The sequence below is a fragment of the Natrinema marinum genome, from assembly GCF_024296685.1.
Lineage (GTDB): Archaea > Halobacteriota > Halobacteria > Halobacteriales > Natrialbaceae > Natrinema > Natrinema marinum.
Map to the genome: position 1 here is coordinate 883288 of NZ_CP100763.1, position 14112 is coordinate 897399.

The 14112-nt window shown below is 65.3% G+C and carries 15 protein-coding genes; 6 read left to right on the forward strand and 9 right to left on the reverse strand.

The window, feature by feature from the left end; translation table 11 throughout:
• The first annotated feature begins 127 nt into the window (after nt 1-127).
• Both NKH51_RS04390 and NKH51_RS04395 read left to right on the forward strand, forming a co-directional pair.
• Complete coding sequence (locus NKH51_RS04390) at nt 128-1537, forward strand: cryptochrome/photolyase family protein (protein ID WP_254764037.1); 1410 nt, start codon at nt 128-130, stop codon at nt 1535-1537.
• Between the two features lie 179 nt (nt 1538-1716).
• On the forward strand, nt 1717-2031 hold the full coding sequence (locus NKH51_RS04395) for a HalOD1 output domain-containing protein (RefSeq protein ID WP_254764038.1): 315 nt from the start codon (nt 1717-1719) through the stop codon (nt 2029-2031).
• Between the two features lie 12 nt (nt 2032-2043).
• Here NKH51_RS04395 and NKH51_RS04400 read toward each other — a convergent pair whose 3' ends face one another.
• The 8 genes from NKH51_RS04400 to trmB form a co-directional block, all read right to left on the reverse strand.
• On the reverse strand, nt 2044-3012 hold the full coding sequence (locus NKH51_RS04400; RefSeq protein WP_254764039.1) for a sugar phosphate isomerase/epimerase family protein: 969 nt from the start codon (nt 3010-3012) through the stop codon (nt 2044-2046).
• Nucleotides 3013-3112: 100 nt separating this feature from the next.
• Nucleotides 3113-3358, reverse strand: a complete 246-nt coding sequence (locus tag NKH51_RS04405) for a DUF7127 family protein (RefSeq protein ID WP_254764040.1) — start codon at nt 3356-3358, stop codon at nt 3113-3115.
• A gap of 77 nt (nt 3359-3435) precedes the next feature.
• Nucleotides 3436-4503, reverse strand: a complete 1068-nt coding sequence (locus NKH51_RS04410) for a Gfo/Idh/MocA family protein (RefSeq protein ID WP_254764041.1) — start codon at nt 4501-4503, stop codon at nt 3436-3438.
• A 183-nt stretch (nt 4504-4686) separates the two neighbouring features.
• Nucleotides 4687-5871, reverse strand: a complete 1185-nt coding sequence (locus NKH51_RS04415) for an ABC transporter ATP-binding protein (protein ID WP_254764042.1) — start codon at nt 5869-5871, stop codon at nt 4687-4689.
• 4 nt (nt 5872-5875) lie between these two features.
• Nucleotides 5876-6970 (reverse strand): carbohydrate ABC transporter permease, encoded by a 1095-nt coding sequence (locus NKH51_RS04420; RefSeq protein WP_254764043.1) that lies wholly within the window; start codon nt 6968-6970, stop codon nt 5876-5878.
• The gene (locus NKH51_RS04425) at nt 6970-8067 is read right to left on the reverse strand and encodes a carbohydrate ABC transporter permease (RefSeq protein WP_425606686.1); all 1098 of its coding nucleotides are present in this window, start codon (nt 8065-8067) and stop codon (nt 6970-6972) included. The genes NKH51_RS04420 and NKH51_RS04425 overlap by 1 nt, the downstream gene beginning before the upstream one ends.
• The gene (locus NKH51_RS04430; protein WP_254764044.1) at nt 8057-9523 is read right to left on the reverse strand and encodes an extracellular solute-binding protein; all 1467 of its coding nucleotides are present in this window, start codon (nt 9521-9523) and stop codon (nt 8057-8059) included. Before NKH51_RS04430 ends, NKH51_RS04425 begins: the two co-directional genes overlap by 11 nt.
• A 277-nt stretch (nt 9524-9800) precedes the next feature.
• Nucleotides 9801-10868: an HTH-type sugar sensing transcriptional regulator TrmB gene (gene trmB / locus NKH51_RS04435; RefSeq protein WP_254764045.1), complete on the reverse strand. Its 1068-nt coding sequence runs from the start codon at nt 10866-10868 to the stop codon at nt 9801-9803.
• A 139-nt stretch (nt 10869-11007) separates the two neighbouring features.
• Between trmB and NKH51_RS04440 the strand changes: the two genes are divergently transcribed.
• Both NKH51_RS04440 and NKH51_RS04445 read left to right on the forward strand, forming a co-directional pair.
• Nucleotides 11008-12063: a mechanosensitive ion channel family protein gene (locus NKH51_RS04440; protein WP_254764046.1), complete on the forward strand. Its 1056-nt coding sequence runs from the start codon at nt 11008-11010 to the stop codon at nt 12061-12063.
• A 155-nt stretch (nt 12064-12218) separates the two neighbouring features.
• Nucleotides 12219-12662 carry a universal stress protein gene (locus NKH51_RS04445; protein WP_254764047.1) on the forward strand — a complete coding sequence of 148 codons (444 nt, stop codon included), beginning with the start codon at nt 12219-12221 and terminating at the stop codon, nt 12660-12662.
• An 80-nt stretch (nt 12663-12742) separates the two neighbouring features.
• Here NKH51_RS04445 and NKH51_RS04450 read toward each other — a convergent pair whose 3' ends face one another.
• The gene (locus NKH51_RS04450; protein WP_254764048.1) at nt 12743-13153 is read right to left on the reverse strand and encodes a universal stress protein; all 411 of its coding nucleotides are present in this window, start codon (nt 13151-13153) and stop codon (nt 12743-12745) included.
• Nucleotides 13154-13334: 181 nt separating this feature from the next.
• On the opposite strand from NKH51_RS04450, the gene NKH51_RS04455 reads away from it, so the two are divergent.
• Nucleotides 13335-13574 carry a DUF5816 domain-containing protein gene (locus tag NKH51_RS04455; RefSeq protein ID WP_254764049.1) on the forward strand — a complete coding sequence of 80 codons (240 nt, stop codon included), beginning with the start codon at nt 13335-13337 and terminating at the stop codon, nt 13572-13574.
• Nucleotides 13575-13788: 214 nt separating this feature from the next.
• Complete coding sequence (locus NKH51_RS04460; protein ID WP_254765114.1) at nt 13789-14097, forward strand: DUF7116 family protein; 309 nt, start codon at nt 13789-13791, stop codon at nt 14095-14097.
• Nucleotides 14098-14112 lie beyond the last annotated feature (15 nt).

Below are 14112 nucleotides of genomic sequence, written 5' to 3' on the forward strand. Positions count from 1 at the left end.
TGACTTTCACGCTGCGAAAGTGTTCGGCCGGACGGTCCGAGATCGAACCGCCTCCATCCGCCGATTCGCGTCCCGCGCCGGTCGCCGATAACCCCATGCTTTCGGTCTTCGAGCCCGCATCTAGACCGTGATCGTTCACTGGCACCGCCGGGACCTCCGGACGAGCGACAACCGCGGCCTCGCCCGCGCCGCGGCGTCCGACGACCCCGTCGTCCCGCTGTTCGTCCTCGACCCGACCGTCCTCGAGCACGCCTCGCCGGTCAGGGTCGCGTGTCTGCTCGAGGCGCTCTCCGACCTCCGGGCGCGGTATCGGGACCTGGGGAGCGACCTCGTGCTCGCCGAGGGCGAAGCGAGCGGGGCGGTCCCCGAGGTCGCGGCGGCCTACGACGCCGACCGAGTCGTCTGGAGCGAAGACTACAGCGGTCTCGCACAGGACCGCGACCGGGCAGTTCGCGCGGCGCTCGAGGACGACGGCGTCGCGGCCGAGTCGGTCCACGACGCGATCCACCACGAACCGGGGTCGATCACGCCGAACCAGGGCGACCACTACTCGGTGTTCTCTTACTTCTGGAAGAAGTGGCGCGACCGCGAGAAGCGAACGCCGGCCGACGAACCCGACGGCGACGAGCTCGCAGACGTGACGGGCGAGTCGCTCCCGTCGCTCGCGGACCTCGGGTTCGACGAGCCCGAACCCACGCCCCCGACGGTGACGACGGCGGCGGCTCGAGACCGTCTCGAGGCGTTTTGTTCGGGCCCGATCTACCGCTACGCCGAGGAGCGCGACTACCCCGCGACCGACGGGACCTCGCGGCTCTCGCCGCACCTCAAGTGGGGGACGATCGGGCCGCGCGAGTTATACGCGGCGACCGAGCGGGCGGCCGAGCAGGCGGAGAGTGACGCGGACCGCGAGAGCGTGCGGGCATTTCAGCGCCAACTCGCCTGGCGCGAGTTCTACGCGCACGTCCTCGCGTTCAATCCCGAGACGGTCACCCAGAACTTCAGCGGCTACGCCGAGCCGATCGAATGGCGCGACGAACAAGACGCCCTCGAGGCCTGGCAGGCCGGCGAGACGGGATACCCGATCGTCGACGCGGGGATGCGCCAGCTCCGCGCGGAGGGATGGATGCACAACCGGGTGCGGATGCTCGTCGCCTCCTTCCTCACGAAAGACCTGCTGCTCGACTGGCGTGAGGGGTACGCCTGGTTCCGGCGGATGCTCGCGGATCACGATACGGCAAACGATGTCGGCGGCTGGCAGTGGGCCGCCTCGACGGGCACCGACGCCCAGCCGTACTTTCGGGTGTTCAACCCGATGAAACAGGGCCGCGAGTACGATCCGGACGCCGAGTACATCCGCGAGTACGTCCCCGAACTCGCCGACGCCACGGCCGACGAGATCCACGGCTGGCACGACCTCGAGGCGGCGGCTCGAGACCGGATCGCACCCGCGTACCCGGCCCCGATCGTCGATCACGCCGAACGGCGAGAGCGGGCGATCGAGACGTTCGAACGGGCACGCGGTGAGTCGTCGGAGTGAGTCGCGGGAGCCGTCTACTGCGGTCCGGACCGAGCGAACGGTCTCGGAGACGGTGCTGAACGACAGCCGGCTCGAATCAGAATCCGCGGTTATCTACCGATCGGGCGCGAATTACGCCCGTTCATCAGGTTTCTATAGTTGCCATCACCCTTATCTACCGGACTCTCCAACGTCCTAGTATGTCCGCTCCGGACAAACTGTCGTCGCCCGATGGCGAGGTACCGCCTACCCAAGCCATCATCGAGACGATCGCCACACACGAGGGCGTCGACGCTACCGAGGTCGAGCCCCCGGCGTACGACCCGCTGTTTACCGTCGTCAACCCGGAGGCGCTCGACGAACTGTTCCAGACCACCGCCGGCACGACCAGCACCGCGGTGGTACGCCTCGAGTACGAGGGGTACGAGGTCGTCGTCCGGCAGGGCGGCGACGTGGTCGTCCGCGAGCGCTCTCGCGACGACTCCGTCGACGGCCCCGGACCGATCGAGGAGTAGCCGCGTCTGGGCTCACTCGGCCCAGTACGCCTCTCCGGGCTGGGTCTCGAAGACGGCTCGCTTGAGCAGATCGATCGCCTTCTCGAGGCCTTCTCGAGAACTGGTCAATGAGTCCTCGTGCTCGATGCTCAACGCGCCGTCGTAGTCGACCATCCGGAGCGTCGAGACGATGTCCTTCCAGTGGGCTTCCCCGTGCCCGTATCCGACGGAGCGAAAGAGCCACGAGCGGTTCGGCTCGTCGTCGTACGGCGTCGTATCGAGGACGCCTTTCTCGCGCGCTTGCGCGTCGTAGATTCGGGTGTCTTTGGCGTGGACGTGGTGGATGGCATCGCGTTCGCCCAGATATCGGATCGCGTCGGTGATCGTGATCCCCTGCCAGTAGAGATGCGAGGGATCGACGTTCGCGCCGATCCGATCGCCGGTCTCCTCGCGCAGCCGCGCCATACCGTGGGGCTCGTAGATCAGCATGTTCGGGTGCATCTCGATCGCCACGTCGACCTCGTGGTCGGCGGCGTGGTCGGCGATCTCGTCCCAGTACTCGACCGCCTGCTCCCACTGGTACTCGAGGGCCTCGGCGTGTTGGGGCGGCCAGGGCGCGGTGATCCAGTTCGGCGTCTCGTCGTTCGGACTGCCCGCGGGGAGTCCCGAAAAGCAGGTGACGGCGTCGACCTCGAGTTGCCCGGCCAGCCGGATCGCCTCACGGAGTTCGGTGTCGGCTTCGTCGGCGCGTTCGCCGTCGGGGTGGAGGGGATTGTTGTGGGTCGCGAGCGCGCTGATCCGCATGTCGTACTCTGCGAGCAGATCGCGCAGTTCGGCCTGTTCGCTCTCGTCGTCGAGATACTCGGAGCGGGTGAGGTGGTCTTGGCCCGGATGGCCGCCGACGCCCGGTTCGATCGCGCCCACGCCGAGGTCGTGGAGATAGGGGAGCGCGCTCTCGAGCGGTTCGTCGGCCAGCGGCGGGGTGTGAACGCCGATCTCCATGCGGACAGCGACCACGAGCGGGGAAATAAAACGGGTGCTGGCAACGAACGACGACGGGCCGCGGCGGACGCCGACCTCACTCGTCGCCTCTCGCGACCGGTCAGCCGTTGATCGTCAGCACGCCGCGGTTGAGGGTGATGTCGGTCGCGTCGGGCGGCAAATCGAACTCGAACTGTCGCTCGTCGACGGTGACGATCGCCGTTCCCCCGACGACGTCGACCGACGACTCGCCGCTGATCGGGCCGAAATCGACGGCGATGAGGCACTCGTCGTCGTACTCCCGGTTGCTGATGGTGATCTCATCTTGGCTGCCGGCGACGCTTTGCAGTTCGGATGGCGTTTCCATGCGCGCGCTTAGGTGGCTCCCGCCCGTAAACGTCGTGCACGAAACTGCCCCGTGAGTCGAGTCGGCCGCGAGCGCGCTCAGCCGTCGATCTCGATCGTTCCGCCCTCCTCGCTCGAGCGGTAGATGGCGTCGATCACCCGCTGGACCGCAAGCGCCTCCTCGACGCTGTTGTGCGGCCCACCCGAACCGACGATTCGATCGAAAAACGCCCGTTGTTCGTCCGTGTGCGTGTCGTTCTGATTCGTCTCGATGCTCGTATCTTCGAGGTGGTCCGGACCGATCTTGCTCGCCGAGTAGATCGAGAGATCACCCTCAAGGAGGTCGAATCGGGCGGCCGCGTCCGTCCCGCGGGCGACGAACTCGTGGGTCGCCGGGCGGTTGGTCGCCCACGCGACCTCGAGGGAGATCGTTCGGTTTCCCGCACAGCGGATGAAGGCGCTGGCGGAGTCGTCGACGTCGAACCCTTCCGGCCCCGCGTCCTCTGCCCACATATCGAGATAGGCGTACTCCTCTCGGGAGCCGAACTCGCTGCGGGTGACCCCGTTGACCTCCGTGACCTCGGGATAATCCAGGAGGTACAGCGCGAGGTCGATCGCGTGGACGCCGAGGTCGATGAGCGCGCCGCCACCGGCGATCTGCCGACGGGTAAACCACGAGCCCCGTCCCGGAATGCCGCGCCGACGGACGTAGTTGGCTTCGACGTGGGAGATATCACCAAGGTTCCCCCGATCGATCCGATTCTTTACAATTTGGACGGTGTTGGCGAACCGATTGTTGAACCCCACCATGGCGTAGCCATCGGACGCTGCTGCCGACTCTGCGATCCGCTCGGCGCTGTCGATCGAGTGGCCCAGGGGCTTCTCGAGCAGGACGTGAAGATTCCGCTCGAAGGCGTCAACCGCGTACTCCTCGTGATACTTGTTCGGCGTCGTGATGATGACGGCGTCGACGGTGTCGTACAGCTCATGGTGGTCGTCGTAGACGTCGACGTCGTACCGCCTGGCGAAGCGCGTCCGCGCGTCGGCGGCGACATCCATGCCGCCAGCGAGCGTCACCCCGAGGTCGACGAGCCGCTCGGCGTGGTACTGGCCGATGTTTCCCAGGCCAACGATGCCGGCTTCGATGTCGGATCGATCAACTGTCATCTCCCTGTAATTCTGGAACCGCGTGTGTTCGTCTCGCCTCGGCCCGATACACCCATAGTCGCTATATCGAATGTTCGGCTCGAGCACCTTCCCTCCGTCGCCAAACGTGCCCGACGCCGGCCGAGGCGAACCACTCTCCCCGAGGAGATGGCGAGACGGGTGACTCGAGCGCGGGCGGCCGACTCACTCCGCTTCCGTCGGCGTCGTGCCGGGCTCGGGACCCGAAAGGTCGGTCACACCGTGGACCAGCGCCTCGCCGGTGGCCGTCTCGAAGAGGTGGATCTTCGACCGATCGAGGACGACCTCTACGTCTTGGTTCGCCTCGATGTCCGTATCGGGCGTGACGCTCATCAACAACTGATCGGACGAGGTGGCCGGATCCTCCTCCATCGATCCGCCCGCGGCCTCGGAGAGCAGCAGGTAGACGAACACCTCGTCGCCCATCGGCTCGAGGACATCGGTTCGCGCGCCGATCCGGTCCGTCGGCGCGGCGAGCGTCTCGGCCGCCCGTACCAAGTGGACGTCTTCCGGTCTGATGCCGAGGGTCACCGCGTCGCCGGCCGCCACCTTCGGGACCTGCGTCGGATCGAGGTCGACGGTGAAGTTGGCCGTCTCGAGGGCGTTCTCGGCGAGTTCGCCCTCGACGAGGTTCATCGACGGCGAGCCGATGAAGCCGGCGACGAACAGGTTCGCGGGTTCGTTGTAGCAGACCAGCGGGGGCGCGAGCTGCTGGAGCTGGCCGTCGTTCAGGACCGCGATCCGATTGGACATCGTCATCGCCTCGGCCTGGTCGTGGGTGACGTAGATGATCGTCGTATCCAGTTCGCGGTGGAGCCGCTGGAGCTCCGTCCGCATGTGGACGCGCAGTTTCGCGTCCAAGTTCGCCAGCGGCTCGTCCATCAGGAACACGTCCGGGTTGCGCACGATCGCTCGAGCGATCGCGACCCGCTGTTGCTGGCCGCCCGAGAGCTCGTCGGGCATTCGGTCTAACATCCCCTCGAGTTGGACGATGCTGGCGGCCTCCTCGACGCGGCGGCGGATCTCCTCGTCGTCGTACTTCCGGAGGCGCAGCCCGAAGGAGATGTTCTCGTAGACGTCCATGTGGGGAAACAGCGCGATGTTCTGGAAGACCATCGCGACACCCCGATCCTTGGGCGCGAGGTCCGTCACGTCGTCGTCGCCGATGTAGACCTGTCCCGACGTCGGCTGTGTCAGTCCAGCGACGGTCTCCATCGTCGTCGACTTTCCACAGCCCGACGGGCCGACGAAGGTGACGAACTCGCCGTCTTCGATATCCATGCTCACGTCGTCGACCGCGGTGACGTCTTCGTAGCGTTTCGTGATGTTCTCGAGTCGTACTCGTGCCATTGTGTTATTCCTTGAGTGCGCCCGCGGTGAGCCCGCTGACGATCTTTTCCTGTGCGATGACCACGAGGATCGCGACGGGGATCACCCCGAGGATGCTCGCCGCGGCCATGAGGTTGTACAACACCTGATACTGCCCCTGATAGGCGAGGATGCCGTCGAGGATCGGCGCCCAGTTCTCGGGCTGGCCGTCCGTCATCAGGAACGAGAAGAAGAACTCGTTGTAGACCGCAATGAAGGTCAACACGCCCGCGGTCGCGACGCCGGGGGCCGACAGCGGGATGATGACCCGGAACAGCGCGCCAAGCCGGGTCGTCCCCTCGACGCGCGCGGCGTCCTCGAGCCCGTCCGGGATCTGGGCGTAGAACGTCGTGAGGATGAAGATGGCAAGCGGCATGAAGATCGCCGACAGCGGCGTCACCAACGCGAAGGGCGTGTTGTAGAGGGTGCCGTCGCCGGTGATCGGCTCGAGGAAGAAAAACGAGGTGTTGAACAGGTCGTTCAACGGGATGAAGAAGGCGGCTGGCGGGAAAAAGGAGATCACTAACACGAGCAACATGAGGGGCGTTCGGCCGGGGAACTCGAGGCGGCCGAAGGCGTAGCCGGCGAGGCTGGCGACGACCAGCACGACGATCGTCGAGGCGAGCGCGATCACGAAGCTGTTGAACATGTAGATGTGGAACGGAATGACCTGGAAGACCTCGACGAACGCGCCCGGATTGAAGCCGTTGGGCGTGAGGAAGATGTCCTGAAGTTGTCCTTCCGGCGTCAGCGCCACCATCAGGAGCCAGTAGAAGGGAAACAGCGTGGTAAAGAGGAAGAAAATCGCGGCGACGTAGAACATCGCGCGGTAGACGCGGCCGGGGTTGGAGATCGAGTCCGACACCCACTGCTGGAGCGGACCTCGATCGAGTTCGGCGTCGCGATCGTCGGTGAGGACCGTCCCGCCGTCGGGTCGGGTGGCGGCCGGTCGGGAGGCGCTTCCCTCGCCTCGCGGGCGCGGGCCCGCGCGATCGGTTGTGGACGATTCGCGTTCGGTCGTCGGTCCGCTCTCGGTCACGGGATCACCGTCGGTTGCCGTGGGATCGTTGCTATCTGTCATCAGGTCACACCTCCTTCGGCGTCGCGGAACAGGACGAGGTACAGCGCGATGATCGCGCCGATCACGAGCGCCGTCGAGAACGCGACGGCCGCCGCGGTCGCGTAGATGCGGGTCCCGCCGAACATCGCCTCGACGACGAGGCAACTCAGCGACGGGACGGTCGTACAGCCGGCGGTCGACTCGATCAGTCCGAAGACGCGCATCGCGTCCATCGTTCGGAACAGCATCGCGACCAGCAGCGCCGGCATCACGAGCGGCAGCGTGATCAGCTTGAACCGCTGCCAGGGCGAGGCCCCGGCTACGCGCGCCACGTCGTACAGGCTGCGGTCGACGCTCTGGAGCCCCGCCAGAATCAGCAGGGCCATGAACGCCGAGGACTTCCAGATGTCGGCCACGAGGATGATGATGAACGCGTCCTGACTGTTGGCAAGCGGCGTCCCGCTGAAGATGCCGAGGCTCTGCATCAGATCCGAGCCGAAGCCGACCGTCGGCTGGAACAGCAGGAAGAAGATCATCCCCTGGATGACGATCGGCACCGCCCACGGGAGGATAATCGCCACGCGGACCCAGCGCCGTCCGGTGAACTCCTGGTCGAGCACGTAGGCCTGACCGAAGCCGATCACCGTCTCGACGGTGACGCTGATCACCGCGAACGCGAGCGTGACGAACAGCGCCTGCTGGAAGAACGGCGTGCCGAGTTCGATGAACGGGAACGACGAGGTTAGCCCCACGTCGAGGAACTGCCGAGCCAACCGCGCGTTCCCGGTGAAGATGTCGACGTAGTTCTCGAGGCCGACGAACCCGCCCAGTGGGTCCAGCCCCCGCGTCTGGTTGGCCCGCAGCGACATGATGAACGTCCGAATCATCGGATAGAACGCGATCAGCGTCAGCAAGGCGAAAGCCGGTAACAAGAGTAGATACGCGTAGGCCGCCTCGCTCAAATTCTCCATCCAGTTGACCACGGCGTTGCCGGTCCGCTCGTGCTCCCGACCGCGTCCGGTCTCGCCGCCGGTCACCGTCCCGCCGTCCGTCAGCGCGCCGTGGTCCGTACTCGGTTCGGAGCGGGTCGCCGTCTCGTCGTCGGATTCAGTTCCCATCTTGCACCTCCGCTTCGCTCTGCTCGAGTTCCTGTGCGAGATCGTTCATCGCCGCTTCGGGCGTCTGCGCGCCGCGATAGGCCGAGTTCACAGCCTGAAAGATCAGCGCCGACTGCTCGGGCCAGAGGTCGGTCGCGGGTCGCGGGATCGCCGTCTCGCTGGCCGACTGTACCACGTCGGCGTACCGCGCGACGGGGCCGACGTCGCTCGGATCGGCCTCCGCGACCAGATCGAGGTTCGGCGGGAGAAAGCCACCGAGCCGGAAGACGGTGAGCATGACCTCCTCGTTGGCGAACGCCTCGAGGACCTGCAGGGCTTCCTCCTCGCGGTTCGAGAAGGGGCTCACGGCGAGGTTCCAGCCGCCGAGCGCCGCGGCGGTGCCGCCGACATCCTGATACTGGGCCTCTTGCCGGGAGACCGCGTACGGGCGCGTCATCACGCCGAGGTTCTCGCCGAAGGCCTCCTCGGTGCCCGTCTCCGCGATGGCGTACGACCAGTTGCGGTTCGAGACCGCATTACCGGCGGAAAACGGGGCGAGGGACTGTTGCTCGGTCCACTGGACGATCGCCGACGGGCAGATCTGGGGATACTGATCGAGGGTGTTCTCCGCTTCGCCCTCGATGAACGCGCGCATCATCCGGATCGCGTCGATGACCCGCTCGCCGTCGACGGTGATCGGGCGGTCGCCGGCGGTGAACAGGTTGTCCACGCCGCCGTAGTACGCCCCGCCCCAGGTCGTCATCACCTCGTTGAACGTACAACAAGAGAGCCCCTCGTAGGCGGCCGCCTGCGTCGTGAGCCCGTAATCGAGGCCGGCCTGGTCTCTCGCATCGCGGACCGCGTTCGCGAACTCCTCCCAGCGCGGCGGGTTCGTCCCCCAGCCGCTGGTGTCATAGCCGGCCTCCTCGATTAGATCCCGGCGGAACAGCGTAAAGCCCAGGTCCGGAAATAGGGGGAGGGCGTGGAGGTCGCCGGTCTGTGGATGACGCGCCGTCTCGAGGATCGCCTCGAGATAGTTGTCGTTGACGTACTGGAGGGTATCGTCCGGGAAACGTTCGGTCAGGTTGACCGTCTGTTCTCGGAGGACAAAGGGCACTGTCCAACCGCTGTCCATCATGTGGATATCGGGCGGGGCGCGACCCGCCTCGAGCGCCGACTGCGTGGTCTGCATCCGCTGGGCGGAACTGCTGACGACGGTCTGGACCTCGACGCGGATGTCTTCGTCGAGGCCGGCGTCCCAGAGCGCCTGCTGGATCGACGGCTCGTCGCCATCGCTGTGCATTATCCCCGCGATATCCGAGGCGGCGGTCATCACCACCGTTCCCGGAGACCGACCCCGACCGAGACAGCCGGTGACGGCGACGGCTCCGGCGGCGGTCGATACTGACGCGGCTTTCAAAAACGATCGACGCCCTCGATGGGGTCGATCGGGTGGGCCGGTGGAATCGCGTCCCATTGCCCGTGAGCGGTCCACGGTATGGGACTTAGTTGTTGGTAATAAATAATGTACTAAAACGAGACTGTCGATCGATGCTGTCGGTTACGATGTGGTTGTCGGTCGATACTAGAGCGGGCTCTCACAGCGGTCGGTCGCCACCGCCGCGCAATTGCGCATTGGCGATCGCCGGTCTGCATCTGCCGGCGAATGAGCAATATGCCGAGGGCGAATCACCGTACGGGGTCGCCGAACCATCGTCCCGCGCTGCGGTCGAGATCCGTGGCGATCGAACGAATCAGGCGTCCTCGAGCGCGGGCGGTTCGTCCCGTCCGATGTGGATCTCGTGGGCCTCGACGTCCTCTAGAGCGGCGACGCGGCCGCCGACCGAGAGTTCCTCTCCCTCCGGGGTCTCGATCGTGAGGCTGGCGACTTCCTCGCTGACCTCGAAGGAGATGTCGAGCACGCGCCCGCGGACGATCCGCTGGCCGCCGACCTCAACGTCACGGCCCTCGATGGTCGCGTAGAACTCGCCGCCCTCGTCGAGAAGGTCTTTCACACAGCGGCGGATGGAGGCGTACTTCCGGGGGTACGATCGCGCCGTGTCGTCCTCACCGAGTGTGCGGTCGGCGGTCGTCCAGAGGACGGTCCCGAAGAAACTCGAGACGAGGAAGCCAAGCGCCGACCGGTTGAAGATGACACCGTATCGGTCCTGATCGTCGCGCAGGGCGTCCTGCGTCGCGTACACCGAGTAGTTGCCGTCGGCGACGGCGACGACAGGCGTGGTGATTCCGCGACGGGCGCGGGCAGTCGATGCGACCTCGCCGTAGGCGAACTCGGCCGGATCGGGGGCGTCGGACGCCGGGGTCACGATCAGGTCGACGCTCACGCCGGCTTCGACTGCCGTGCGCAGTTCGTCCTCGAAGCGAGTCAGGAGATCAGGGGTTAACGACAGTGCGAGTTCGAACTCCGCGGCGTCGATGACCTCCTCTAAGTACCGCAAGATCGTCGACCGCGATTTCACGAGGGAGACGGCCTCCGTATCGCGAGCCGGCGCGGTGTATCGCGCCTCGAGTTCGGCGATCATCTGCTCGAAGGAGCGCTGTACATCGTCGAAGGCCTCCGCGGGGTCGATCGCGACGACCTTCATCGGCCGCGACTCGCGGAGTTCGACCAGATTGCGATCGCTCAAGCTGCGGACGGTGTCGTACACGCGCGGCTGGGGGATATCCGTGTGATCTGCGATCTCGCTGGCCGTGAGTTGCCCCTGCTCTAGGACGGTGAGGTAGGCGTCGATCTCGTACTCGCCGAGGTTGAATCGATCACCGACGCGCTCGACTGTCGAGCGCAGTTCGTCTGGTGCCATGTTCGGTCGTACGATCCCAGCGACTAAATGATTTATTATACATCGAGTAGCACGCGTTTTCGAAATCGGGTTGTTTGGGGATTGGTAGCACGAAGAGAGGGTCAGAACCCTTAACCACAGCGGGCCAGAGAGTGTTGGCATGCGCGGGGTCTTACAGGCCAACGAGAGCGCCACCCAGAGCGCGACGGACGAGCGGATTCAGGAGGCGCTTCCAACGCTCCCCGGCGGCGAACCCATCCCGCTGGACGTTATCGAGGTCGCGCTCGCGCTCATCGTTCTCGCTATCGGCTGGTATCTGTCGAAAGTCGCCGTTCGACTCGCTGGTCGCACGGTCGCCCGTCGGATCGAACGGCCGAGCGTCACGCGAACCGTCCTGGGATGGATCAGACTCACCGTCCTCCTTTGGGCCGGGACCGTCGCCGCCGGCATCATCGGCGTCGGCAGTACGCAGATCCTCCTGTCGGTGACCGTCATCTCAGCTGTCGTCGCCATCGTGCTCGCACCGCTGGTCGGGAGCCTGATCAACGGCCTCTACGTCCTCGCGGACAGGCCCTACGAGATCGGTGATATGATCGAGGTCACCGACGCCGGCCACCGCGGCTTCGTCGAGGACATCACGATCCGCTACACCAAGATCTTCACCCTCCAGAACTCCTTTATCGTCATCCCCAACTCCGAGATCCACGCGCGCGACGTGATAAATTACTCCGCAGAGGACGAGCGAACCCGGATCTCGGTCGGCTTCGAGATCACCTACGAGAGCGACCTCGAGGCGGCCTGTCGAGCCGCGGAACGCGCGGCCAGAAGCGTCGACGACGTCATCTCCGGCGGCCCGGACATACGGATCGGCAGCGCTCGCTACGCTGCGGCCCCGAGTTGCATGATCCGAGAGTACGCCGACCACGGCATCATCCTCGACCTGTACTTCTGGATGGAACACCCCTACAAGCAGGTCGTCGTCCGGTCGGCGGTCCAGCGGGCGATCGGCGAACGGTTCGCCGACCTCGACGTGGAGTTCGCCTACCCCCACCGCCACCACGTCTTCGACGACACCAGCGGCGTCGCGCGACTGGCTATCGACGACTCCGGCTTCGAACGGCCGCCCGCGGACGCCATGTCTAGCTCCGCTGCTCCCACCGAGCCTGCCGACTCGAGCGATCCGGGCGAGAGCCCCGCCGATCCGGCCGATCAGTGACGGCTCGCATGCCCAGGCCGTTCCGCTACGATCGCCTCGAGAGTCGCTGCCCGGCGGTCACCCGGACGCGGTAGCGCCGTCGTTCCGTTCCCGTCGGCCGGTATCGGCAGGGTGATTTATACCGACTCCGGTCCAATTCGACACTCAGCCGAGAGATGTACGACGATATTCTCATTCCCACCGACGGAAGCGACACGATCGCCGAGACGCTCGCTCACGGACTGCCGATCGCCGAGCACAACGACGCGACCGTCCACGCGCTGTACGTGGTCGACAGCCGCGTCACCGCTGCCGCCGGCGAGGAGACCAGTACCGACCTCGAGCGTTCGCTCCGCGACGAGGGCCAACAGGCGGTCGCCGACGTCGTGGAGCGAGCGACGGCCGAGGGCCTCGAGACCGTCGGCGAGGTCCAGACCGGAACGCCGGCCAAGACGATCCTCGAATACGCCGACGACCACGGAATCGACCTGATCGTCATCGGAACGCGTGGCAAGAGCCCACGCGAGAAGGTGACCTCGCTGGGCAGCGTCTCCGAGCGAGTGGTCGACAACGCCTCGATCCCGGTGTTCGTCGTCCGGAACGCGGGCGAGGTAGAGTAACCCGCTCGGAGGTCGAAACGGTCGAGCGTACCGCTGATCGACAAGTCCGTTCTCCCGCGTACTCGCGCAGACTCGTCTCGCTACACCTGCGCGCCTTCGACCGTGATGACCTCACAGTCGAGGTGGCTCCGCAGGTAGCTGTCGATGTCCGGGTTGTCGGTAAATCGCTGAAAGATCCGTCGCAGCCGACTCGCCTGCTTGCTGCCGATGACGACCGCGTCGGCCCCCTCCGCGGCGACTTCGTCCAGAATGCTCTCTTCGACGAGAAACCCCGTTCGAACGACGTATCGGACGTTCTCGAGCCGCCCGAACGCCTGCTCGACGGCGTTTTTCAGGTCGATTCGCGTTACTTTCTTCCCGTTCTGATAGAGGTCGACGTGCAGGACTGTCAGCGACGCGTCCCGCTCGCGAGCCACCTCGATCGCTTGCTCGAGCGTTCGTCTCGAGTGCTTCGTCAACGGGTACCGAACGGGAACCACGACCAGCGACATTAGGCGACCGAACGATTCCCGGGCGGGTAAACCTTTCAGTACGGACAGTCCACCCTGCGAACCTGTCCCATGCCTCGCTCGTGGGTTTCGCGAACCGACGGGTCGACCACCGCTCCCACTCGCAGCGGCGAAACGGACCCGGAAAGACAGCCATTTACCGCGAGCAACGGTACGTGGAGACATGCAATCCTGGTCGACCGACGACGGAGATACCGTCTACATCTCGGAGACGGACGGCGACAAGGGATCGAAGGGACCGTTTCTGGTCGCCTTCGAATCCGACGACCGCGAGCGCCGCTACGGCTGGTTCTGTACGAACTGCGAGAGTCTCGACAACGCGATGGACGCGATGGGTCGGATCAAGTGCAATCGATGTGGGAACTTCCGCAAACCGACCGAGTGGGATGCCGCTCACGAGTGATTCGGTGAGGATCCGTTCGCACGGTCCGACTGGTTGCAGACGAACCGATATCGATAATAGACAATTACCGACTGGAACCGACTCCCGGTAGGAGACGGACACATCAAACTCTCGGGACAGTTCCGAATCGTTGGGAAGTAACTGCTCATTCTTGTTACGTACCAACGTTTATGGTGGATGCCGACATAGGTAGTAACGAATGGGTCCTGTTAACATGCGACTCGTCGAGCAGGCCAGGTCGATCTTCGCAGAGTTGGGCTACACCGTCGAAGGTAACGGCCCCGAGTTCCGAGCCGAACGAGCGTGGAAAGTCGTCCACGTGAACACCGTACTCGAGGCGGGCGAACTCCCCGCACCGTCGTCAGGACAGTTCCACTGTTTCGTCGCCGAACCCGACGACGCGGACGACCTCGAGCACCGACTCGAACGCGCCGAGCCGAACTACGAGTGGGCCATCATCGTCGTCGACGGTGAGGACTATCAGGTCGAACGAGCACCACCAGGACCGCGCGTGTCGGCGTAACGCAGCGGCGAAAAC

Bases quoted from the DNA above. Each gene is read 5' to 3' on its own strand.
- NKH51_RS04395 (WP_254764038.1), top strand. From the start codon at position 1,717: ATGTCCGCTCCGGACAAACTGTCGTCGCCCGATGGCGAGGTACCGCCT.
- NKH51_RS04400 (WP_254764039.1), bottom strand. From the start codon at position 3,012: ATGGAGATCGGCGTTCACACCCCGCCGCTGGCCGACGAACCGCTCGAG.
- NKH51_RS04405 (WP_254764040.1), bottom strand. From the start codon at position 3,358: ATGGAAACGCCATCCGAACTGCAAAGCGTCGCCGGCAGCCAAGATGAG.
- NKH51_RS04410 (WP_254764041.1), bottom strand. From the start codon at position 4,503: ATGACAGTTGATCGATCCGACATCGAAGCCGGCATCGTTGGCCTGGGA.
- NKH51_RS04415 (WP_254764042.1), bottom strand. From the start codon at position 5,871: ATGGCACGAGTACGACTCGAGAACATCACGAAACGCTACGAAGACGTC.
- NKH51_RS04420 (WP_254764043.1), bottom strand. From the start codon at position 6,970: ATGACAGATAGCAACGATCCCACGGCAACCGACGGTGATCCCGTGACC.
- NKH51_RS04425 (WP_425606686.1), bottom strand. From the start codon at position 8,067: ATGGGAACTGAATCCGACGACGAGACGGCGACCCGCTCCGAACCGAGT.
- NKH51_RS04430 (WP_254764044.1), bottom strand. From the start codon at position 9,523: ATGGGACGCGATTCCACCGGCCCACCCGATCGACCCCATCGAGGGCGT.
- trmB (WP_254764045.1), bottom strand. From the start codon at position 10,868: ATGGCACCAGACGAACTGCGCTCGACAGTCGAGCGCGTCGGTGATCGA.
- NKH51_RS04440 (WP_254764046.1), top strand. From the start codon at position 11,008: ATGCGCGGGGTCTTACAGGCCAACGAGAGCGCCACCCAGAGCGCGACG.
- NKH51_RS04445 (WP_254764047.1), top strand. From the start codon at position 12,219: ATGTACGACGATATTCTCATTCCCACCGACGGAAGCGACACGATCGCC.
- NKH51_RS04450 (WP_254764048.1), bottom strand. From the start codon at position 13,153: ATGTCGCTGGTCGTGGTTCCCGTTCGGTACCCGTTGACGAAGCACTCG.
- NKH51_RS04455 (WP_254764049.1), top strand. From the start codon at position 13,335: ATGCAATCCTGGTCGACCGACGACGGAGATACCGTCTACATCTCGGAG.
- NKH51_RS04460 (WP_254765114.1), top strand. From the start codon at position 13,789: ATGCGACTCGTCGAGCAGGCCAGGTCGATCTTCGCAGAGTTGGGCTAC.